The organism is Enterobacter sp. DC1, from assembly GCF_000568075.1.
Classification (GTDB): domain Bacteria; phylum Pseudomonadota; class Gammaproteobacteria; order Enterobacterales; family Enterobacteriaceae; genus Enterobacter; species Enterobacter asburiae.
In genome coordinates, this window is the sequence record NZ_AZUA01000007.1 from 123274 (window position 1) to 143623 (window position 20350).

The 20350-nt window shown below is 56.6% G+C and carries 22 protein-coding genes; 10 read left to right on the plus strand and 12 right to left on the minus strand.

Annotated features, from left to right (window positions below; all coding sequences use genetic code 11):
* Positions 1-116: 116 nt before the first annotated feature.
* The 4 genes from P346_RS04240 to P346_RS0121925 form a co-directional block, all read right to left on the minus strand.
* Positions 117-1115 carry a class I SAM-dependent methyltransferase gene (locus tag P346_RS04240; protein ID WP_032661962.1) on the minus strand — a complete coding sequence of 333 codons (999 nt, stop codon included), beginning with the start codon at positions 1113-1115 and terminating at the stop codon, positions 117-119.
* An 85-nt stretch (positions 1116-1200) separates the two neighbouring features.
* Complete coding sequence (locus tag P346_RS04235) at positions 1201-2139, minus strand: GlxA family transcriptional regulator (RefSeq protein WP_084492170.1); 939 nt, start codon at positions 2137-2139, stop codon at positions 1201-1203.
* A 189-nt stretch (positions 2140-2328) separates the two neighbouring features.
* Positions 2329-2808, minus strand: coding sequence for a hypothetical protein (locus P346_RS04230; protein WP_032661964.1), 480 nt, complete (start codon positions 2806-2808; stop codon positions 2329-2331).
* 1 nt (position 2809) lies between these two features.
* Positions 2810-3571 (minus strand): winged helix-turn-helix domain-containing protein, encoded by a 762-nt coding sequence (locus P346_RS0121925; RefSeq protein WP_032661966.1) that lies wholly within the window; start codon positions 3569-3571, stop codon positions 2810-2812.
* Positions 3572-4277: 706 nt separating this feature from the next.
* On the opposite strand from P346_RS0121925, the gene P346_RS04225 reads away from it, so the two are divergent.
* Genes P346_RS04225 through P346_RS04200 form a run of 6 tightly spaced genes read left to right on the plus strand, consistent with a single transcriptional unit; the run spans position 4278 to position 10317 of the window.
* The gene (locus P346_RS04225; RefSeq protein WP_032661968.1) at positions 4278-4880 is read left to right on the plus strand and encodes a helix-turn-helix transcriptional regulator; all 603 of its coding nucleotides are present in this window, start codon (positions 4278-4280) and stop codon (positions 4878-4880) included.
* Positions 4881-4933: 53 nt separating this feature from the next.
* Positions 4934-5518, plus strand: coding sequence for a fimbrial protein (locus tag P346_RS04220; protein ID WP_032661969.1), 585 nt, complete (start codon positions 4934-4936; stop codon positions 5516-5518).
* 52 nt (positions 5519-5570) lie between these two features.
* Positions 5571-6248, plus strand: a complete 678-nt coding sequence (locus tag P346_RS04215; protein WP_032661971.1) for a fimbrial biogenesis chaperone — start codon at positions 5571-5573, stop codon at positions 6246-6248.
* Positions 6249-6272: 24 nt separating this feature from the next.
* Positions 6273-8798 carry a fimbria/pilus outer membrane usher protein gene (locus P346_RS04210; RefSeq protein WP_032661972.1) on the plus strand — a complete coding sequence of 842 codons (2526 nt, stop codon included), beginning with the start codon at positions 6273-6275 and terminating at the stop codon, positions 8796-8798.
* On the plus strand, positions 8789-9307 hold the full coding sequence (locus tag P346_RS04205) for a fimbrial protein (RefSeq protein ID WP_032661974.1): 519 nt from the start codon (positions 8789-8791) through the stop codon (positions 9305-9307). Before P346_RS04210 ends, P346_RS04205 begins: the two co-directional genes overlap by 10 nt.
* Positions 9307-10317, plus strand: coding sequence for a fimbrial protein (locus tag P346_RS04200; RefSeq protein WP_032662104.1), 1011 nt, complete (start codon positions 9307-9309; stop codon positions 10315-10317). Before P346_RS04205 ends, P346_RS04200 begins: the two co-directional genes overlap by 1 nt.
* 3 nt (positions 10318-10320) lie before the next feature.
* On the opposite strand, the gene P346_RS04195 is transcribed toward P346_RS04200, so the two are convergent.
* Positions 10321-10845, minus strand: a complete 525-nt coding sequence (locus tag P346_RS04195) for a lipocalin family protein (RefSeq protein WP_032661976.1) — start codon at positions 10843-10845, stop codon at positions 10321-10323.
* Between the two features lie 117 nt (positions 10846-10962).
* Here P346_RS04195 and P346_RS04190 point away from each other — a divergent pair, with 117 nt between their 5' ends.
* The 4 genes from P346_RS04190 (at position 10963) to P346_RS04175 (ending at position 14493) form a co-directional block, all read left to right on the plus strand.
* Entirely contained in the window at positions 10963-11688 is a 726-nt protein-coding gene (locus tag P346_RS04190; protein ID WP_032661978.1) for a MerR family transcriptional regulator, read from the plus strand.
* A 99-nt stretch (positions 11689-11787) separates the two neighbouring features.
* Positions 11788-12198, plus strand: a complete 411-nt coding sequence (uraH, locus tag P346_RS04185) for a hydroxyisourate hydrolase (protein ID WP_032661980.1) — start codon at positions 11788-11790, stop codon at positions 12196-12198.
* A 101-nt stretch (positions 12199-12299) separates the two neighbouring features.
* Positions 12300-13259, plus strand: a complete 960-nt coding sequence (locus P346_RS04180) for a YbgA family protein (protein ID WP_023333995.1) — start codon at positions 12300-12302, stop codon at positions 13257-13259.
* A 145-nt stretch (positions 13260-13404) separates the two neighbouring features.
* Entirely contained in the window at positions 13405-14493 is a 1089-nt protein-coding gene (locus P346_RS04175) for an AAA family ATPase (protein ID WP_032661981.1), read from the plus strand.
* A gap of 40 nt (positions 14494-14533) precedes the next feature.
* Here the strand turns inward: P346_RS04175 and P346_RS04170 are convergent, their stop codons facing one another.
* From P346_RS04170 to P346_RS04145, 7 genes are all read right to left on the minus strand, one after another.
* Positions 14534-14779 (minus strand): hypothetical protein, encoded by a 246-nt coding sequence (locus P346_RS04170; protein WP_032661982.1) that lies wholly within the window; start codon positions 14777-14779, stop codon positions 14534-14536.
* Between the two features lie 75 nt (positions 14780-14854).
* Positions 14855-15310, minus strand: a complete 456-nt coding sequence (locus tag P346_RS0121930; protein WP_032661983.1) for a hypothetical protein — start codon at positions 15308-15310, stop codon at positions 14855-14857.
* Between the two features lie 300 nt (positions 15311-15610).
* On the minus strand, positions 15611-15859 hold the full coding sequence (locus tag P346_RS04165) for a hypothetical protein (protein WP_032661984.1): 249 nt from the start codon (positions 15857-15859) through the stop codon (positions 15611-15613).
* A 113-nt stretch (positions 15860-15972) separates the two neighbouring features.
* Positions 15973-16926: a GlxA family transcriptional regulator gene (locus tag P346_RS04160; protein WP_032661985.1), complete on the minus strand. Its 954-nt coding sequence runs from the start codon at positions 16924-16926 to the stop codon at positions 15973-15975.
* Positions 16927-16952: 26 nt separating this feature from the next.
* Entirely contained in the window at positions 16953-17732 is a 780-nt protein-coding gene (locus P346_RS04155) for an MBL fold metallo-hydrolase (RefSeq protein WP_032661986.1), read from the minus strand.
* A 122-nt stretch (positions 17733-17854) separates the two neighbouring features.
* Positions 17855-18655 (minus strand): lipoprotein NlpA, encoded by an 801-nt coding sequence (gene nlpA, locus P346_RS04150; protein ID WP_008500128.1) that lies wholly within the window; start codon positions 18653-18655, stop codon positions 17855-17857.
* A gap of 186 nt (positions 18656-18841) precedes the next feature.
* The gene (locus P346_RS04145; protein ID WP_032661987.1) at positions 18842-20341 is read right to left on the minus strand and encodes an MDR family MFS transporter; all 1500 of its coding nucleotides are present in this window, start codon (positions 20339-20341) and stop codon (positions 18842-18844) included.
* Positions 20342-20350: the final 9 nt, after the last annotated feature.

A 20350-nucleotide genomic window follows, 5' to 3' on the forward strand; every position in this document is an offset into this window, starting at 1 on the left:
GTGCGGTTTAGAACGTTAATTCAAGTAACTCAGTGCGCCCTGTTCCCCCTCACCCTAGCCCTCTCCCTCAGGGAGAGGGCACCGATTGTGCGGTTTGCCCCCCCACACAGCTCGCGCTAAACCCTAATCTCCATCACCGCATACACTCCATCCTTCGGCACTACCACGGTGACGTTTTCCACCGGCACGCCGGCCGCGAGGTGGATATCCTGCAGCTGCTGTAACGACCTCGGGTAAATATCCTCCCAGCCGATACCGCGCAGCACAAAGTCAATTTGCGGGCTGCTGGTCAGCATGTTCGACACAATCACCGCGCCGCCGGGCTTGACCAGCCGCAGGGCACGCTGGAGAAAAATCACCGCATCGGTATCGTTGAAGTATTCGAAGATCCCCAGCGCGTCGACCAGTTCGGACTGATGTTCGCCCAGCTCCAGCAGCAGGTCCTCGTTACGCACCAGCGTATGGAGCAGGTTGCGCTTGAGCAGCGTCAGCTGTTCGCCCACCACAATCCCTTCCTGCGCCGCCATGGTTTCGGCCCAGCTGAGCGCCACCGGGTCTTTGTCCACCAGCGTGAGATACACCCGCTGACCGTCGAGCTTTGCCTCGCGCAGCGCCTCCAGCACCGGGATGGCGGCACCGCTCGCGAGGCTGACCCAGTTGTTCTCGCTTTCATTATGAATGTACTTATCCACCAGCGCGGCCAGTACCCTGGCTCGGGAGCGCACGCCAATCGCATCGTTAGCGTGGATAAACCACTGGCGGCTGTCGCTGTCCATTTTCGTGCCGTCGGGCAGGCGATCTTCCAGCGGGTTTTGCACCACAAACAGCGCCAGCGCGGAGGGCACCAGCCGGGTGCGCCAGGCGGTGAGCGCCGGGCGGTTGCGGAAGGCCTGTTCGGAATAGCGGTTCTGCGGGACAAGCACGGCCTGCCCCCCTTCGTCGTATTCCACTCTCGGAGGCCGGAGCGCGGGCTCGGCTTTCAGGGCGCGGTCAAGGGAGGCGATCTCACGGGCAGCGTCGTCTTTCATCGGCCACTGGTCGCTGACGTCGGGAAATGACGCGCTGAAAATCGTCATATTTTCCGGTGCATCGCCGCGAAAAGGCTGCCAGTTCATGTCGTCTTCCCTCCGTTAGGCTTTTAACGGAAGTCTATCCAGGCGAGCCAGTAATACCCTACGAAGAAAGCACGAAATAGGTGCATCAGTTCTGCGACGTGCGCCATACCCCCGGCGTGCAGCCGTACTCGGTCTGAAAATGACGAATAAAGTGGGCGCAGTCGCTGAACCGCATCCGCCGCGCAATATCCGTCACGCTTTGCTGAGAGTTTTTCAGCAGCCAGCAGGCATAGCGCAGCCTGGCGCTGCGAATAAATTCCCGCGCCGTTTTGCCAAACTCGGCGTGAAACAGGCGGTTAAGCTGGCGTTCGCTCAGCTTAACGTCCTGCGCGAGCCTGGCGGCGTTCAGCGGGTGAGTCAGATACTGTTCGACGATCGTCACCGCCCTGCGCAGTCGTGAATCAGGGATCATAGCGATATTCGCGGGCCGCGGCGTGGCGGCGTCATGCGGAGGAAGGGACAGCCGCCGGGAGGTGGTGGCCGCAATGTCGTCTCCCCCGTGGGCGCGGATAAGCGCCGTTATCAGGGTGAGCGTTGAGATCCCGCCCGGGCAGGTCAGCACATCGCCTTCGTCGATAAAATCGAGGCCTTGCTCAGCATAAACCTGCGGAAACCGCTGCGTGAAAACGTCATGGTGATGAGGATGAATCGAGGCGCGACGCTCGTTCAGTAAGCCTTCCTCCGCCAGAATAAAGCTGCCGGTACCAATACCGATCAGAGGAACGTTGTTGTGATGAGCATCCGTGAGAAACGCTCTGTCGCCACGGTGTCCCTGATGAAGATGCTCCAGACCTCCGCCGATCGCCGCAATGTAGTCAAAGTCGCCGGGCGGCGCATGGGCGGCCTCGGGCCGCACGCTGAGCCCTGAGCTGCTCACTACCGGTAAGTCGGGATAAGTGCTTATCAGGCTGAGTTTAAAGCGTATTTTCTGGCTGCGCTTCTGGACGCTGGATGCAATACGTAACGCCTCTATCAATCCTGAATATGCTAAAAGCGAGAAATGGGGCCACAGGATTAAACCCATATGCAGGGATTTATTCCGTGCAGGCGTCATTCTGACGCTATCATCAATTATATTTTTCATTAACTTGCCGAAGAATAATTACATTACCGCAACATTATTGTTGCTGTTATATTTTCCTAAGATAGGTCCTGGCTGTTAAATCAAGCATAAATGATGGTCGCAAAAACTTAAAAACACTTCTTCCTGTCGCTATCCGTTTTTTGACGTGTGGCACACATAGGTCGGCAGCGTTCCCAGAATAAATAAATAATTCTCATTCTGCTGTTTCTTAATACGCATATAAATATTCTTATTTGGATAGATAAAAAATAAGGGCTCGTACTTCTCCAGCCAGCTGTCGCTGATGTTGTCGTCCGGAAATTTCATATTGCGTATGGACGTCAGATTATAGACGCTGTCTTTGCGCTCAATCTGAAAGAAAACTTTGCGATTCAGGGTTTTCGTAGGATCGCTTTTCAACCGGCCATTCATGCTGAGTATTCCGCTGCTGCCCTCCACGGTGTAATTCAGCCACAGAGAGAGCGTTTCATCACGGTGATGCTGAATAAAGTTCGCCTGGCAGGAAAAGGGCTGGATGTAATGGCGATGCCAGAGGTAATACGCCGCCACGACAGCCCCCATCAGCAGGCACAGGCAGAGCGCAACAAGCGTTTGACGGTAGCGAACCATACTAGCGATCCTCTATAAAATAATCGGACATACAGCGGTTGGGTTCCGTCATCGGCCTGTCACAGCGAATAACCGATGCGCGAGGCAGCAGGATGTAGCCGCTGACGTACACCCAGGGATAGTTCGCGCACTGGTCCTTAAACGGGGCGGCATAGGCCAGGGCTTTATCCCGGTCGCGCTGCGTTTCAATATCGCGAGAAAAATAGAGCTGGCATTCGCCCATCTTCATCGCGAAGCGGTACCCGTCGACGAAATAGCTGTCATGCAGCAGGTTATGGCTGATAACGCTCACGCCAGCCAGCATCAGCAATAGCACCAGCGCGCCCGGCAGCCAGAAGCGGCGCGTCGATACCGTCGGGGCGACAGTCTCTTCGCAGACATCCGGAGCAGCACGTTCTTCCTCTTCAGCCTGCGGCTGCGTCTCTTTAACGGTGATTTGCGTATCGCTTGCGAGCGTCAGCCCAATCCGCGGGATAGTGACAATCGGATCGGTTTCAAACCCCACCTTCTTCAGCCCCTTACGCAGAATAGAAATATTCTGGTAGTAGGTATTAGGCGAAACCAGCATCCCCCGGCGCTGCCAGACAATATCCATGCACTCCTGTTGAGTCACAATACTTCCGACTCTCTCAATTAATAACAACAAACAGCGCCCCGCCGGGGAATTTAATACCACCACCCGGTCAGGATTGTTGAGATCGCGTAATGTGCTGGCCGCTGGATGAAACTCTACCAGGCCATTAATAATGTAATGCTTATGCATAGAATGGGCTAAATACCTCCGGTCAACGCCTGTTGCTCCAGTAGATTCCCTTCACGGTTAACCTGCGTATCCCTCGCCTGTGTAAGGATTAATGTGACGGATTAATGCGCAACTGTATATCCTGGCGCCTGGCGAAAAATCTTATTTTTCCTTTCTCTTTATCTGACCGGCCTGAAGTTTTCTTAACCGCCATTTAGAGCCATCTTGACACTGACAAAACTCGACAAAGGCGCCCGTTGAACGCTTTAGCCACCGTTGTCTGAATTATTCAGCGTGCTTAATTTGTTTTTTTAATAAAATGCAGAGAGGACGCGCTCTGCCAGCGGGTTTCGAAATTACGACCAATTCGAAAGCCGTCGTCTTAATTAACAATTTCGGTGCGAAACTGTTAGCCACCGTCAGTAACAACCCGCGTCGCATGACGTCACCAGACTATTTCCTTACAAAACATTTATTAAAGCTAACTTTTCAATAAAAACTACCGGTATGATTATTTACAGGCAGATAAGCAAAAGCCGGTTCAGCGAGGAGAAATTGACGCTACACCTAAACCGTACTTAAAACAAATTAAGATTAATTCAGGTTACCTCTTTTACGCCCTGAGTATAGTGGGCTCACACCGTGCAATGCTTAATTGCTTCGAAAATACAGGCATCGTTCTGCCAGACAGACGAGTCTCATTACAATTATAAATCGAGGGAATGACATGGCGAATAAGCTCAACAACACACGTCATTTAAATATCGCGCTACTGGGTGGAGATCACTTTGCGCGCCAGGGGATCGCCGCGTTATTAAAAAATATTGTCCCGGCTATGCAGATTACAGCATCAGTCGATAATTATGCGGAGGTCGAAACGATACTCGCGGCCGCACCGGTGGACGTGATTTTTTTATCCGGCATGGAGAAATATCACGCGGGATATGACTGCCTGAAATATATCAGGAAGATGAAAGTCCTTTACCCCGACGTACTTATTTGCATGTATTCCGCACCGGCAAATTCCTGGCTGTGGATACGCGGTGAAATAGACGCCTATCTCTCGCTGCAGGACCCACTTTATCACTGGCGTGCCAGCGTATTAAAAATGGTCGATAGCCGTTATCGCCCAATAAAAAAACCCACGGCGTTATCGCTGACGCCGGGTGAATGGAGGGTATTGAAGGAACTGCGAAAGGGTCTGGATATGCGTTACATCGCCGAAACAGAGCAGCTTTCTTACCGTCGTGTCAGCGCGTTAAAAAGCTCAGCGATAAGAAAACTCGGGCTCAGGAACAAGACAGATTTGCTGGTCTTTTTAACCAGTTAGACCTGCTGCTTTCAGAGCAAATCTCGACATAACACCATAATGGAATCAGGACAATGAAAGCTCAATTCAATAATAAAACGCTGCTCGCGATCGCTATTGCGGCATTACTGCCAGCGGGCACGGCCCTGGCTGCCGGCACCAGCGGCGGCACGGTGAACTTTAGCGGCAAAGTGGTGACCTCCGCCTGCGCCATCAGCGCAGGAAGCGCCAACATTGACGTGGATATGGGTGAAGTGCGTACCGCAACGCTGAAGACGGCAGGCAGCGTTGCCAGCACGGCAAAAGCGTTTGCCATCACCCTGGAAGATTGCGAAATCGCCGATACCTCCGCCTCTACGGACGAGAACCCGATTGCCGCCACAACCGTGGCCGTCACCTTCACCGGCACGCCGGATACTTCCGATGTTAATAGCCTGTCCGTCGGGGCAAACGGCAGCGCCAACTCTGCGCAAAACGTGGCTATTCGCCTTTATGACGAGCAGGGCAACGTGGTGAACCTGGGTGAACCTGCTGCGGCCATCCCTCTGCGTAAGGGCGCCAACACCCTGAACTTCAGCGCGAAATATTACTCGCCGAAGGGCGGCGCCACCGCGGGTGATGCCAGCGCCGTCGCAACCTACACCGTGACCTATTCGTAATCTTCAGGCCCGGTCTGCGGCCGGGCCTGTCTTAGCTTTCAGGAGAAACGCTATGCGCGTAAACACATGGATTTGCCTGGCGGGTGCGTTATGTTCCTCCGCCGTCTATGCCGGCGGCGTGGGGCTGGGCGCAACGCGAATGGTCTACTCCAGCGCCACCAGCCAGGCCATGATGCAGGTGAGAAACACCCATCCCGACGCTACGTTCCTCATCCAGTCATGGATGGAGAATGAGAAAGGCGAACGCACCAACGACTTCGCGATCACGCCGCCGCTGTACGTCATGAAACCGGCCAGCGAAAGCGCGGTGAAAATCATGTTTAACGGCAAAGCCCTGCCAGAGGATCGGGAGACGCTCTACTGGATGACGGTCAAAGCCATCCCCCAGCAGGCTAAAAGCGGCTCCGGGAATACGCTGCAGTTTGCGTCGGCTAACCGCATCAAGGTCTTTTATCGCCCGGAAGGTCTCAGCGAGAGCCCGGGAGAGGCGTGGAAAAAACTGGCCGGAGCCTACCGCGCCGGAAAAGTCACGCTCAGCAACCCCACGCCGTACTACCTCACCACCATCAACGTGAAAATTGACGGTATGCCGGTGCAGCCGGTGATGGTGCCCCCGAAAGGCAGCGTGACGCTGGCGGAAACCTTCAGCCATGCGGGCAGCATGAGCTATCAGACCATTAACGATTACGGGGCATGGACCCCCGCCACCCGCGCGTCGTTATCCCAATAATAAAAAACAGTAAGGCGTGACCACGTGAAAATAAAAATCCTGTGCGCCACGGTGATCTCCCTGGTGATTCGGCAAGCCGTGGCTGCTGAAAGCGAGCTGCAATTTAACCCCGCGTTCCTCAACGGCGAGAGCGCAAACAGCGCCGATCTCGCCTGGGTCAACGCCGGGAGCGCGTTGCCGCCGGGTGATTACAACCTCAACGTGTATATCAATACGAATTATGCGTTCACGGGTAACGTCACGTTCCGCCTTGCTGAAGACAGCACGGGTGAAGCGCTGCCCTGCCTCACGCCTGAACAATTCGACGCGCTGGGCATCGATAGCCATCAGGCGAAGGGCGGCGGCCTGCCGCTGGCGCAGCGCTGCATCTTCTTAACGAAGGCGTTAGCGGATGCGCAGTTTGATCTGGACCAGAAGACGCTCACCCTGAGCTTCACCGTACCGCAAAGTGCGATGCGCAATTTGCCGCGCGGGTACGTCAGCCCGGAAAGCTGGGAGGCGGGCATTCCTGCCGCGTGGCTCAATTACGTGGTCAATGGCTCGAACAATGAGTATCGCGGCGAGACGCGCACGCGGGAACAACAGCTGTTTGCAAGCCTCAACAGCGGCGTCAACCTCGGCGCGTGGCGGCTGCGTGATTTCACCACGTGGACCAAAGACAGCAATGAGCTCACCCATGTGCAGACCTGGCTGCAGCGCGATATTCACGCCCTGCGCGCGCAGGTGTATGCCGGGGAAACGTATACCTCGGCGCAGGTGTTCGACTCCGTGGGCCTGCGCGGTATCGCCCTGAAAACCGATGACAACATGCTGCCCGCCAGCCTCAGCGGCTATGCGCCTGAAGTTCGCGGCATCGCGCGCAGCAACGCCACGGTCACGGTTCGCCAGAACGGCAACATCATCTATCAAACCTCCGTTCCACCGGGGGCGTTTGTGCTGAAAGATCTCTACCCGACCTCCTCGGGCGGCGATCTGGCGGTCACCATTCAGGAGAATGACGGCAGCAAAACGCAATACACGCTCCCCTTTGCCAGCGTGCCGAACCTGGTGCGTAACGGACAGGTGAAATATGCCCTGGGCGCCGGGAAATACCGTCCGACGGGCAATCAGGATGCGCCCTCTTTCGCGCAGGGCGAGCTGTTCTACGGCTGGCGATACGGCCTGACGTTTTACGGTGGAGCGCAGTTTGCCGATCGCTATAACGGCCTGGCCTTCGGGTTTGGGCAGAACCTCGGCCGCTTTGGCGCCTACTCCATCGACCTGACCCACGCCCGCAGCCAGCTGGCGGACGATCGGCACTACAGCGGTGATTCGGTGCGCCTGCGCTACAGCAAGCTGCTGAACGACATTGGCACGCGGGTGAACTTCTTCTCGCTGCGCTACTCCACGAAAGGGTTTTATACCCTCAGCGACACCACGTACAAAGGCATGTCGGGCGGATCGCCAAAGCAGACGGTGGAAGACGATGGCACCGTCACCACCCAATACGACACCGTGTACAACCTGCGCATGTCGCGCAAGGCAAAAAACCAGCTGCTGCTGTCGCAGCCGATGGGACAATACGGCTCGCTGTCACTGTCGTGGGATCAGCAGACATACTGGAACACGTCAAATACCACGCAAAGCCTGCAGTTTGCGTGGAACGCCACGTTTCGCAACGTGTCGCTTGGCGTCAGCGTTCAGCGAAGCTCAAGCCTGTATGACGACAAGAAAGATAACATCCTGTCGATGTCGATTTCAGTCCCGCTGGGCAACCCGGCGCTGTCGACCCGCGCGCGCTTTACCACGACCCATGCAGACTCCACCGGTACAACCGCCAGCACGGGCGTGAGCGGCTACCTGCCGGGCCAGGAAAACCTGTTCTATAGCGTCAACCAGCGCTACAGCGCCCAGCAGCACTACGGCGGCGATGCCACCCTGCAGTACGAAGGCGCGTGGGGAGACTACAACCTGGGCTACAGCTACGCCAGCGACTCCCGCAACCTCAGCTACGGCATCAGCGGAGGTGCGGTAGTGCATGAAGATGGCCTGACGCTGAGCCAGCCGCTCGGAAATACCAACATTCTGGTAAAAGCCCCGGGGGCCAGCAGCGTCGCCGTGCTTAACCATAAGGGCATCAAAACGGACAGCCGTGGCTATGCGGTGATCCCGTACGCCACGCCGTACCGCGTTAACCAGGTCGCGCTGGACGTAACGACCGCCGGCAACGACGTGGAGCTGGAAAACGCCATCGCCAACAAAACGCCTACCGACGGGGCCCTGGTTCGCGCCACCTTCACCACGCACCAGGGGGCAAAAGCGATGTTTATCGTGCGTCACGGCAGCGACGTGCTCCCCTTCGGCACGCTGGTCTCGCTCGATGATGACAAAACCAGCGGCATCGTCGGCGATGGCGGCAGCCTGTATCTCTCCGGTTTGTCAGAGAAGGGCACGCTGAACGCCGTGTGGGGTCGCGGCAGCCGCCAGCGCTGCGCCATTACCTATGCCTTAAACAAGCAGCACTATAGCGCCCGCACCGGTCTCTATTCTCAGGAGGTGGTATGTCAGTAACGATTAGGATCGGCTGCCTTGCGCTGCTGCTGGTTTTCACGCTCCCCGTTCGCGGCTACGACGTGCTGGTTTCCGTCACCGGCAATTTGATCGGCAATACCTGCGTGGTGGCGCAGGACTCCGGGGAGCAAAACGTGCCGCTGGGCACCATTGGTATTAAACAGTTCAGCCGTGCCGGGGCCGTCAGCAATATCAAAACGCCCTTCACGCTCAGGCTTGAAGCGTGCGGGCCAACCTTTGCTGGCGTAAAAATTCGCTTCAGCGGTACGCCGGATGATGCCAACCCGCAGCTGTTGAAGATTGCCGACGGTGGCGCTACCGGCGTGGCGGTGCAGATCCTCGATAAAGAGAGCGTACTCATTCCCCTGAATACAAAGACCACCGCATACGGAACCGCGGGGGATGACAGCGTACAGATGACCTTCTACGCGCAGCTGGTTGCCACCTCTACGCCGGTAAGCGCCGGCGAGGTGTCAGCTCTCGCCACCTGGACAACGGAGTATCTATGATGCGTTTAGCGTTTCTTCTCGGCGGATTACTTTTCTGCGCCAGCGTGCAGGCGCTGGACTGGAAATCGGACATTACGCTCTCCCCTCAGCCAATGACCTACAGCGGGCCAGCGGATTCCGTGGTGCCGGGCAGCATTATTGGCTCGACCTGGAGCGCCACCGCCAGCGTGCAGCAGGTGTTCTGGTGCGGGCTTATTTTTACCTGCACCAAAGGGACGCTGCAGCCCAGCAGCAGCGCCATCTCAAGCGGTGCGACGGTCACCGTCGACGGCGCAAACTACACCATTTTTGAAACCGGCGTGCCGGGCGTGGGGTATATCATCGGGCTGAAGGATTTTAAGAGTACGCAATATATTCCCCTGCAAACCGGTATCACGCAAAGCTACCCGGCAGAGGGCACCAGTGGGTATGCCCAAGATCTGGGATGGTCTGCAAAGGTCACCTTTATTAAAACCGGTGCCGCCCTGAAATCCGGCGTCTATAACATCCCGACCATCAACGCCGCGGTATTAACCGCCTATAACAACGAGACGAAAACGGCGCAGGTCATCATCAGCCCGACCACCATCACGGTGACCGCCAGCGGATGTACGGTCGGCAGCAAAAACGCCAGCGTGGCGCTGGGCACCATTGATATTCGCACTCTGCCCTCGGTGGGAAGCACGTCGCCATCGGGAACGTTTACCGTCGGCCTGACCTGCGACGCGAACGTGGCGGTTCACGCCGTGATGACCGATCAGACCACGCCGTCGAACACCTCGTCGGTGGTAACCCTGACCGGAGACTCCACGGCGTCCGGTGTTGGGGTGCAGTTTTTCTACAACGGCAGCGGGCCGCTGACGATGGGGCCGGACAGCTCGGCCGCGGGTGCGACCGGCCAGTTCTTAATCCAGAGCACCACGGCGGCGCAGACGCTCACGTTACCGTTCCAGGCGCAGTACATCCGAACCGGCGAACTGGTCCCCGGCTCGGCCAACGCGCTGGCCAGCATTACGTTTTCCTACCAGTAGGGCCTACTGCTTCACCCACACCAGCTGGTCAACCCGGAAGCCCAGACTGCGCGCGGTGTTCAGGTAATCCTGCTTCACCGCATCCGGAATGGTTGGCGTGCGCGACAGGATCCACAGGTAATCGCAGTTCGGGCCGCTGACCAGGGCGTACTGGTACTTATCGTCCAGCCTGATCACGTTATAGCCGCCGTAGAACGGGCCGAAGAAGGACACCTTCAGCGCGGCGGTGGTTGGCTCGCCGGTAAAGTACGCTTTCCCCTCGCTCTCGTTCCACTTGTTCTTCACCGGATCGTAGCCCCGGTTGAGCACGCTGATGCCGCCGTCGCTGCGTTTGCCGTAGGTGGCGGTTACCTGCTCCAGCCCGCGTTCAAAGCGGTTTTCCAGACGGGCGACCTCGTACCATTTTCCGAGATAGCGGCTGGCGTCAAAACCAGAAATCGGCTGCACGCCCTTCGGCGGCGTGGGGGATTTACAGGCGACCAGCGTCAGCGCAATGGCAACACCGGTCACAACAGGCCATAGCTTCATGAGAATTCCTTTCATTTGCACGGTTGGACGTTAAGTGTAGTGCACCGTTTCGGCGCTTCATCCCGTTCGGGAAAATTCGTAGTATATTGAGAGTATTCCTCCACTCTGGACACGGACATGGCTTACTCCATCGGCGAATTCGCCAGACTCAGCGGCATCACCGCCACCACCCTGCGGGCGTGGCAGCGTCGCTATGGTTTACTCAAGCCACAGCGCACGGAAGGCGGCCACCGCCAGTACAGCGACGAGGACGTCCAGCAGGCGCTAAAAATTCTCGACTGGGTCAAAAAAGGCGTCCCGATCGGCCAGGTCAAACCGCTGCTGGAACGCCCGATGCCGGGTCGGACCAACAACTGGCAAACCCTGCAGCAGAACATGCTGCAACGCCTGCAGGACGGCAAGGTCGAGTCCCTGCGCCAGATGATTTACGACGCCGGACGAGAATACCCAAGGCCGGAGCTGGTCGCGAACGTGCTGCGCCCGCTGCGCAGCCAGGTTTCGGCAAACGTCGCCGCCGCCATGACCCTGCGCGCGATCCTCGACGGCATCATCATCGCCTACACCTCGTTTTGCCTCGAAGGCGATAAAAAAGCGCCGGGCGATAATATTTTGCTCAGCGGCTGGCACCTGAACGACCCGTGCGAGATCTGGCTCGAAGCCTTAACGCGCACCGGGCAGGGCCACCGAATCGACATCCTGCCGGTTCCGCCTGACGCGCTGGCACCGGAAATTTTCCCGGAGCGCAAATGGCTTCTGGTCACCAGCGGCAAACTCACCGCCGGGCGGAAAAAACAGGTGGAGCAGTGGCAGCAGCAGGTATCGCTTGAAGTGATTATCCTCTGATAATTTTCTCCTGCGGAAATCTTCACGAAAAGTTGAATATTTTCCCGCGCCGCAGATGCTAACGTTTTCCTGTGACGAATAACTCAACAGGAAAACACCATGAAAAAAACTGCCCCTCTGCTGATCCTGGCCTCGATGGCCTTTGCCCCTGCCGCCTTTAGCGCCCCTGCCGGCACGCTGAGCGTCCACATTCTCGACCAGCAAACCGGGATGCCGCCATCAGACGTGACCGTTACGCTGGAGAAGCAGCAGCAGGACAAATGGTCCCCGATTGCCAGCGGCAAAACCGACCACGACGGCCGTATCAAATCGCTCTATCCGCAGGATCAGGACATGCAGCCTGGCGTGTATAAAGTGACCTTCAAAACCGCAGAGTACTTCCACGGCAAAAAGCTGGACTCCTTCTTCCCGGAGATCCCGGTGCTGTTTACCGTGACCCGCACCAACGAGAAGCTGCACATCCCACTTCTGCTGAGCCAGTACGGTTACTCGACCTACAAGGGCAGTTAATACGCCTTGATTCTAAAGGAATAAAAAAATAGTTCCGCGAATACTTGGACAAATTAGTCATGTTGTGTAAGTTTTAATTATATGAACGGGAGGACTACACCATGACAACGAAACCTGTACTCGGTATTAGCGGATGTTTGACCGGATCCGCCGTTCGCTTTGACGGCGGACACAAGCGTATGGGCTTCGTCATGGATGAGCTGGCCCAGTGGGTGAATTTCAGGCCCGTCTGCCCGGAAATGGCTATCGGTCTGCCGACGCCTCGCCCGGCCATACGCCTGACGCTGACGGACAGCGGCGAAACGCAGCTCCGTTTCAGCAAGCCGCCTCACGATGACCTCACACAGAAAATGGCCGACTTCACGGCGGACTATCTGCCAAAAATCGGCGATCTGTCGGGATTTATCGTCTGTGCAAAATCCCCAAGCTGCGGCCTGGAACGCGTGCGGCTGTACGATGAAAACGGCAACCGGGGCCGCAAGGAGGGCGTCGGGCTGTTCACCGCCGCCCTTCTTGAAACCTACCCGTGGCTGCCCGTCGAGGAAGACGGTCGGCTGCACGACCCGGTGCTGCGGGAAAACTTCATCGAGCGGGTATTTGCCCTGCACGAGCTAAACACGCTGCGCGCTAAAGGTCTGACGCGCCGTGGGCTGCTGGATTTCCACAGCCGCTATAAATTGCAGCTGCTGGCGCACCATCAGGCGGGCTACCGTGAAATCGGCCCGTTCGTTGCCTCGCTGCACGAGTGGGAAGACCTGGACGCCTTTTTCGTGGCGTACCGGGAAAAACTGATGACCATCCTGAAAAAACCCGCATCGCGGAAGAACCACACCAACGTGCTGATGCATATCCAGGGGTATTTCCGTAACCAGCTGAACACCCGCCAGCGCGGCGAGCTGCGCGACGTGATCCTGCACTATCGCAACGGACAGTTGCCTATTCTCGCCCCGATCACGCTGCTGAAGCACTACCTGGCCGAATACCCCGACCGGTATCTGATGACGCAAAACTACTTTGATCCCTATCCTGATGATTTGGGTCTGCGTCTGGCAGTCAAGTGATCATAAAAATGCGAAGGCCCCATTGACCCGTAGAGGCCCAAAGCAGTACCCCGTTTAGACGACATCCTCACTGTCGTCTCTTTTTTGCATTTCATCTCAAAGACTGTGATTATATACAGGCTTATTCTGCAAAAGGGGCCTGCCTGTGATCAACACCCTGCATATTCAAAACTACCGATCCATCCGCGACATGTCGCTGGAGCTGGAGCAGCTCAACATTGTCTTCGGGCCGAACGGCACCGGGAAATCCAATATCTACAAGGCGATACACCTGATGCACAGCGCCGCCCAGGGGCAATTTTCCCAGGCGCTGGCAAACGAGGGCGGCATTTTGAAGGTGTTCTGGGCAGGTAAAACCCGCAGCGACCAGCTGCGGCGGATGAATCTGGCGGTGGAAACAGAGACCTACGAATACGAGCTGCAGGTCGGGTTTGTGGAGAAGCTGCCCTATCCCTCGCAGTTTCAGCTCGACCCGGTTATCAAAGAGGAGTCCATCTGGCTGAGCGGCCAGCACCGTCGGCCTTCGTCACAGCTGATGAAGCGTAAGAATCAGGCGGTGTTTCTGAACAACGTGCATCACGAGAAAGTGACCCACAGCGGCACGCTGTACGAGAATGAATCGGTGTTCGGACAGCTCGGCGAACCGCATCTTTATCCGGAAGTGTCGCAGATGCGCGAGTCCCTGCGTAACTGGCGCTTTTATCATGAGTTTTCCGTCGCGTCCGGCTCGGCGATGCGGGCTCCGCAGGTCGGCTTCCGCTCCCCGGTGCTGGCCAGCGATGGTGCCAACCTGGCGGCCGCGTTTCAGACCATCGTGGAGATTGGCGACGAGCTGCTGCTGATGCGCATCCTCGACCAGGCCTTCCCCGGCTGCGTGTTTTACAGCGACAACACCGGCGGACGTTTTCGCATGATGATGCAGCGCGAAGGTCTTAGCAGGCCGCTGGAACCGGCGGAGTTCTCCGACGGCACCCTGCGCTTTCTGTGCCTGGCGGTAGCGCTGTTAAGCCCGCGCCCACCGGCGTTTATCGCGTTGAACGAACCGGAAAACAGCCTGCACCCACAGATGCTGCCAGCGCTGGCGAGCTTAATCGCCGAGGCCAGCCGCTACTCGCAGATCTGGCTCACCAGCCACTCGCCGGAGCTGGCGAAGTTGATTGAGAAGCAGAGGTCGTTTTCGCTGTATCAGCTGTCAATGATTGAGGGGGAGACGCGGGTGGAGAGGCTGGGGTAAGCCGCATTCTCTTCCTTTGAAGCCCAAAAAAATGTAATTTTCATTTTTTCTCTTTCACCTGCAGGGACTGCCCCCCTCCAATGATGAACCCTGCGCCTACAGAGATTTTGAGCGCAGTAATCAAGTCGCTCCACTTGAAATCAAAATCATTAAGGAAGAGATACGAGGCCGCTGCAATTAGCAGACGGCCTGCAGCCATAGTGATAAAGAGGCCTGACATCCAGAGTAATACCAGTAACAGGAAAAGTTTTAATCGAGGATTAATCATCATTTCTATAACTACCATAATCGCTTTCGTGATATTGATATTTCGTTTGGCAGTACGTCGAGATTGAGGCTCTCTCTTTTTCCACATTTCGCTTCAACGTATCATTCCGATAAAAAAACCCAGATACCCGACCCGACTTAACCATAAAAAGGGGCTAGTGAGGCTGGACAACCTGATACTGGTCAATTCTCTCATGGGTGCAAGCCCATCATTTTTGATAACGACATTTTTTGCGCAATAGCGACAGTGCATAATTAGAAAGAAAATCCCGGCGATCACGAGACCAAAATAGCTTTCTCGACTCCCCCAAAAATGTGCGCTTAATTTTAAATAAGTTAATCCCCATACGCTTAGTAAAAAGACTATAAATGAACAAGCTGCGATATTCATGTCTCGCTTACTGCCCAGCCCAAAAAAGAGCGCATCAAAGAAAAACATCGGGGTAAAAGGTGACTGGACGCTTCTTCCCATCAATTTGCTAAAGCGAAAAAAAACGGCCGTTCCAGCTGTAAAAGCGAAAAGTGCAATTCCTAATAATACATAAATCATTTCATGAGCCCTTTTTGCCGCCTCATTCAATATACCTATCCGTTCTTCGACAGGTAAGTAAGTATATTATCGGCATCAGGTTTGTTTGGTTGAGATTTAGCACGCCACACATTTTCTTCTTCCGCTATGTGCTCTTCTGTATCAGGCTCCTCGCCTCTGCTTAGTACCATTAGAACAGCAGGCCCGAAGATGCACTTGCTCACGCTATCGTCTGGTTGGCATCATTCATCGCATCACCGGTGTTGTTGTCTGCAACCGAGAGTGGAGAGGCTGGGGTAGCTCAATCTCTTCATAGCCAACTTACCGAGGCGGGTCTTCGGTTCGGTTCTTTTCTTTCGCCATAATGCACTGTAGTCCTCCAATGAGGAGCCCCCCACTAATGGCAAGGGTAGTAGCTTCAACTAGATCGCTCATTGGAAAATCAAATTGTCCGATGAAAAAGAAGCTGACCAGGGCAATCAACAAACGTCCAAATAAAAGCGTGGCAAATATTCCTGCTATCCAAACAGCGGCCAGTAACAAGAATAATTTTACCCTTGTAGTAATCATTATTTTTTCCTCTGTCTGTATGCGGCAAACCGGTGAAGAACTGTAACCAGTAGCTACTGTAGGTTCCTGAATGCTCAAATTTCTTAACCTGTCGTTATTACAGAACCTTCACGCTAGTTCTGCAGACGAAACGTCTTTCGCCACTCCGCCGGACTGACCCCAAAACGCGCCTTAAACTGCTGTCGCCAGGTGACGGCGGAATTAAACCCCACCAGCTCGGCCACGCGTTCAATCGGCATATTTCCGGCCTCAAGCAGGATCTGGCTGCGCCGCAGGCGTTCGGCGGTAAGCCAGTCGGCGACGCTCATCCCCGTGGCTTTAATAAAATGCCGGGTCAGGGTGCGGCGGCTCATCGAAACCACCTCTGTCAGCGAGTCCAGGCTATGCGGTTCGGTGATGTGCTGCTGAAGATAGTCGATCAGGCAGTTAATGCGTCCGTCCCGGGTATCTTTAGGTACCGGCTGGGCGATGAACTGCGCCTGACCGCCCTCGCGGTGGGGCGGAACAATCATCCGACGGGCAATCTGGTTGGCGACCACGCTGCCAAAACGCTGGCGAATGATATACAGGCAGCAGTCCAGCGCCGCCGCGGTTCCGGCAGAGGTGATGATATTGCCGTCATCCACGTAAAGGGCATTAATATCCAGCTGAACGTGCGGGAAAAGCGACTGAAACTGATGTTCGAACTCCCAGTGAGTGGCCGCACGTTTGCCGTCGAGGAGCCCCGCATAGGCCAGCACAAACGACCCCAGACACAGCCCGACGATTTCCGCGCCGTTGTCTCTCGCCTGCACCAGGCTGTCGAGCAGCGTCTGAGGCGGTCGTTCAAGGACGTGCTGCCAGTAGGGAACGACGACAATATCGGCCTGGCCAATGGCGGTGTAATCCTGCGTGGCGTTGAGGGCGAATCCGTCTTTTGAGGTGAGGAACCCCGGCGTTTCGGCGCAGATCGTTACGTTAAAGCGCTTTTCGCCGGAGACAGAATCGCCAAACAGAATGCATGGAACGGAGTAGTGGAACGGGCTGAACCCGTCAACCGCGACAATCGCGACGTTGATTAGCGACATCTGTCTCTCCTTTCCCTTTAACGCGCTCAGAATATAACGGTTTCGCCATCCTGGGGAATGCTCACTGCGTCACTCACCTGATTGGCTTCAACGTACTCACGCAGCGCGCTGCGGGTCAACAGGCAGTGGTTAATCGCCTCCATATGGATCGCCACAATGCTGGCCTGCGGCAGCAGGAAATGAACGTTGAGCACATCCTCCTGCCCCATAATAATGGGTCCAAAACCAATAACGTGGGCATAGCCAGCGTTCAGCACCACCACGTCCGGCTGGTGCTTTTGCAGGTCGGCCGCCACTTCGTCACGCCAGACGGTATCCCCGGCAAGATAAAGCGTCTTCTCATCGGGATGACGCAGCACCACGCCGCAGGCCTCGCCCAGCCGCTCCGCCAGCTCCGGCACGGCGTAAGCGCGATCGGTGCCGTGCTGCCCGCCCTGGGTTTTCGTAATCTGAATATCACCGAAGAAGGTCGCGTCGGTCATAACCGTCAGGTTGCTAAACCCCTGGCTGCGCAGCAGCGCGGCGTCACGATCGTTTTGCACATAGATCGGTTTGTCTTTGGCGATCAGCTCCGCCGCGGCGCGATCCCAGTGATCGTCATGGGTATGGGTGACGATCACCGCGTCGGCGTCCAGCAGCGTGTTGACGTCAACGGGGAGTTCGACCGTCGGGTTACGGCGTTCGGCATGCGCCGTGCCGGGAAAGCCCGGATAAGCCCCCTTCGGGGCCAGCATCGGGTCGATTAAAAGACGTTTTCCGGCGTAGGAAATCATCTGGGTGGCGTTGCGAATATGGGTAATGTTCATGGGCTATCCTCCGGTTGGTGTGATAAGGAGGATAGCCAGCCGTCACTATTGGCGCTGTGGGCTAAAGGGCGATTACCGATGGAATCGGGCCAATTTAAGCAACCCGTTTTCCGTCAAAACGTTTACCAGCCCGGCACCGCCCCGCCGTTAAAGATCGTCTCCGCCGCTTTTGCCACTTCAGGCGACTGATACGACTGGATAAATTCCTTCACATTCTCCGCGTCCTTGTTGTCTTCGCGCGTCACCACAATGTTCACGTACGGCGAGTTTTTGTCTTCAATAAAGACGCTGTCATGCACGGGCGACAGCCCGGTTTGCTGAATATAGGTAGTGCTGATGATGGCGACATCCACTTTCGGGTCGTCCAGCACGCGCGGCAGCTGTGCCCCTTCCAGCTCCATAATTTTCAGCTGTTTAGGGTTGGCGGTAATATCCAGCGCCGTCGGCAGCAGCCCGGTGTCCGGCTTCAGGGTAATGAGCTTCTCCTTTTGCAGCAGCAACAGCGCGCGGCCAAGGTTGGTCGGGTCGTTTGGAATGGCAATGGTCGCCCCGTCCTTCAGGTCAGAGACGGATTTGATTTTGCGGGAATAGCCGGCCATCGGAAAAACAAAGGTGTTCGCCACGGCCACCAGCTTATAGCCATGCGCCTTGTTATCCTCAGCGAGGAACGGGCGATGCTGGAAGACGTTGGCATCCAGTTCCCCCTGGTTTGTGGCATCGTTGGGCAACAGCGAGCCGCTGAAGCCGACCAGCTCCACGTCCAGGCCATATTTCTCTTTTGCCACCTTTTTGGCGACTTCCGCCACGTCCTGTTCAGCGCCGTTGATGACGCCCACTTTAATGTGTTTGGCATCGCTGCCACTTTGATCGCACCCTGCCAGCAGCAGGCCAGCAAGTACCAGAGCACCCAATCGACGTTTCACAAGACAGTTCCTTTTGCTAAATGTTGTAGTGACTATATCGACAACGAGGCGGTGAAATAAAAACCGAAAAAGAATCAATAAGAAGGATAAGTTATATGCGGGTTTTGCCGGGTGGCGCCGCGCTTACCCGACCTACGCGCGGAGGTGTTGTAGGCCCGGTAAGCAAAGCGCCACCGGGCGATGGAGTCACGCCTGCCGACGCAGCGGCGCTTCCCGTAAAAACCACGACAGCGCAAACGCCAGCACCATAATCCCCGCCGCCAGCAGGAACACCGCGTGAATGGCCGAGCCAAACGCATCGAGATAGTCCAGCCTCAGGGCGTCTGGCAGATGATGAATGGCGGTCGGGTTCAGCTCGCGCGGCAGTTCCGCCCCTTCAGGCAGCCTGTCGACCAGCCCTGACTGCAGAACGTTCGTGAACACCGCGCCAAACAGCGCGACGCCAATGGCCCCGCCAATAGAACGGAAGAGCGTGACGCCAGAGGTGGCTACGCCGTATTGATCCGCCGACACGCTGTTTTGCACCGCCAGCACCAGCACCTGCATCACCAGGCCCAGGCCCATGCCCAGCACGCTGGTGAACAGGTACAGCTGCCAGGTCGGAGACGAGATAGAAATGCGGGTCAGTAAAAACATCCCCACCACACCGAGCAGCGTGCCGAGGATCGGGAACAGACGGTATTTCCCGGTGCGGCTAATGATCCGCCCGCTGATAATGGAGGTCAGCAGCAGCCCGCCCATCAGCGGGATGAGCTGCAGGCCGGCCTGCGTTGGCGTGGCGTCTTTCACGACCTGCAGGTACAGCGGCAGGAAGGTCACCGAGCCGAACAGCGACATGCCAATGATAAAGCCAATCAGGCTGCAGAGCAGGAAGCTGCGGTCGCGGAAGAGCGACAGCGGGATGATCGGCTCCCACGCCAGCCGCTCCTCATAGATAAACCCGGCAATGCCCGTCAGGCCAAAGGCCAAAATGCACCACAGCTGCGGGTCGCTCCACTGGCGAACGGTGCCGCCTTCGGTGGTAAACAGGATGATGCACAGCAGCGCCATACTGAGGTAAATCGCCCCCAGATAGTCAATCTCATGCTTGCTGCGCCGCGCGCTACCGTGGAACACCGCACCAATCACCAGCAGGGCAAACAGCCCCAGCGGCAGGTTGATGTAGAAAATCCAGCGCCAGGAGACGTGCTGGACGATAAACCCGCCGATCAGCGGCCCAATGACCGTCGCCAGCCCGAATACCCCGCCAAACAGCCCCTGATAGCGCCCGCGATCGGCTGGCGGGATCACGTCTGCGACGGCGGCCATGCTGATGACCATCAGGCCGCCGCCGCCCAGCCCCTGCAGGGCGCGCATCAGCACCAGTTGGGTCATGTTTTGCGCCAGCCCGCACAGCGCGGAGCCCACGAGGAACAATACAATCGCGATTTGCAGGACGATTTTACGCCCAAACAGATCGCCGAACTTGCCGTACAGCGGTACCACGATGGTGGAGCTGAGAATATAGGCCGTTACCACCCAGGAGAGCTTATCCAGCCCCCCAAGTTCGCCGACGATGGTCGGCAGCGCGGTAGAGACAATGGTCTGATCCAGCGCCGAAAGCAGCATCACCAGCAACAGCGCGCTGAACAGCAGCTTAATCGACGGCGCTTTTTGCACGGTTGGGGTCATGACGTCGGATTCCATAAGAGATCG

What these genes read in the sequence shown, in the direction of transcription:
- P346_RS04205 (WP_032661974.1), top strand. Translation starts at nt 8,789, where the DNA reads ATGTCAGTAACGATTAGGATCGGCTGCCTTGCGCTGCTGCTGGTTTTC.
- P346_RS04190 (WP_032661978.1), top strand. Translation starts at nt 10,963, where the DNA reads ATGGCTTACTCCATCGGCGAATTCGCCAGACTCAGCGGCATCACCGCC.
- P346_RS04165 (WP_032661984.1), bottom strand. Translation starts at nt 15,859, where the DNA reads ATGATTACTACAAGGGTAAAATTATTCTTGTTACTGGCCGCTGTTTGG.
- P346_RS04220 (WP_032661969.1), top strand. Translation starts at nt 4,934, where the DNA reads ATGAAAGCTCAATTCAATAATAAAACGCTGCTCGCGATCGCTATTGCG.
- P346_RS04195 (WP_032661976.1), bottom strand. Translation starts at nt 10,845, where the DNA reads ATGAAGCTATGGCCTGTTGTGACCGGTGTTGCCATTGCGCTGACGCTG.
- P346_RS04145 (WP_032661987.1), bottom strand. Translation starts at nt 20,341, where the DNA reads ATGGAATCCGACGTCATGACCCCAACCGTGCAAAAAGCGCCGTCGATT.
- P346_RS04170 (WP_032661982.1), bottom strand. Translation starts at nt 14,779, where the DNA reads ATGGTAGTTATAGAAATGATGATTAATCCTCGATTAAAACTTTTCCTG.
- uraH (WP_032661980.1), top strand. Translation starts at nt 11,788, where the DNA reads ATGAAAAAAACTGCCCCTCTGCTGATCCTGGCCTCGATGGCCTTTGCC.
- P346_RS04225 (WP_032661968.1), top strand. Translation starts at nt 4,278, where the DNA reads ATGGCGAATAAGCTCAACAACACACGTCATTTAAATATCGCGCTACTG.
- P346_RS0121930 (WP_032661983.1), bottom strand. Translation starts at nt 15,310, where the DNA reads ATGATTTATGTATTATTAGGAATTGCACTTTTCGCTTTTACAGCTGGA.
- P346_RS0121925 (WP_032661966.1), bottom strand. Translation starts at nt 3,571, where the DNA reads ATGCATAAGCATTACATTATTAATGGCCTGGTAGAGTTTCATCCAGCG.
- P346_RS04155 (WP_032661986.1), bottom strand. Translation starts at nt 17,732, where the DNA reads ATGAACATTACCCATATTCGCAACGCCACCCAGATGATTTCCTACGCC.
- P346_RS04235 (WP_084492170.1), bottom strand. Translation starts at nt 2,139, where the DNA reads ATGGGTTTAATCCTGTGGCCCCATTTCTCGCTTTTAGCATATTCAGGA.
- P346_RS04230 (WP_032661964.1), bottom strand. Translation starts at nt 2,808, where the DNA reads ATGGTTCGCTACCGTCAAACGCTTGTTGCGCTCTGCCTGTGCCTGCTG.
- P346_RS04180 (WP_023333995.1), top strand. Translation starts at nt 12,300, where the DNA reads ATGACAACGAAACCTGTACTCGGTATTAGCGGATGTTTGACCGGATCC.
- P346_RS04240 (WP_032661962.1), bottom strand. Translation starts at nt 1,115, where the DNA reads ATGAACTGGCAGCCTTTTCGCGGCGATGCACCGGAAAATATGACGATT.
- P346_RS04200 (WP_032662104.1), top strand. Translation starts at nt 9,307, where the DNA reads ATGCGTTTAGCGTTTCTTCTCGGCGGATTACTTTTCTGCGCCAGCGTG.
- P346_RS04215 (WP_032661971.1), top strand. Translation starts at nt 5,571, where the DNA reads ATGCGCGTAAACACATGGATTTGCCTGGCGGGTGCGTTATGTTCCTCC.
- P346_RS04160 (WP_032661985.1), bottom strand. Translation starts at nt 16,926, where the DNA reads ATGTCGCTAATCAACGTCGCGATTGTCGCGGTTGACGGGTTCAGCCCG.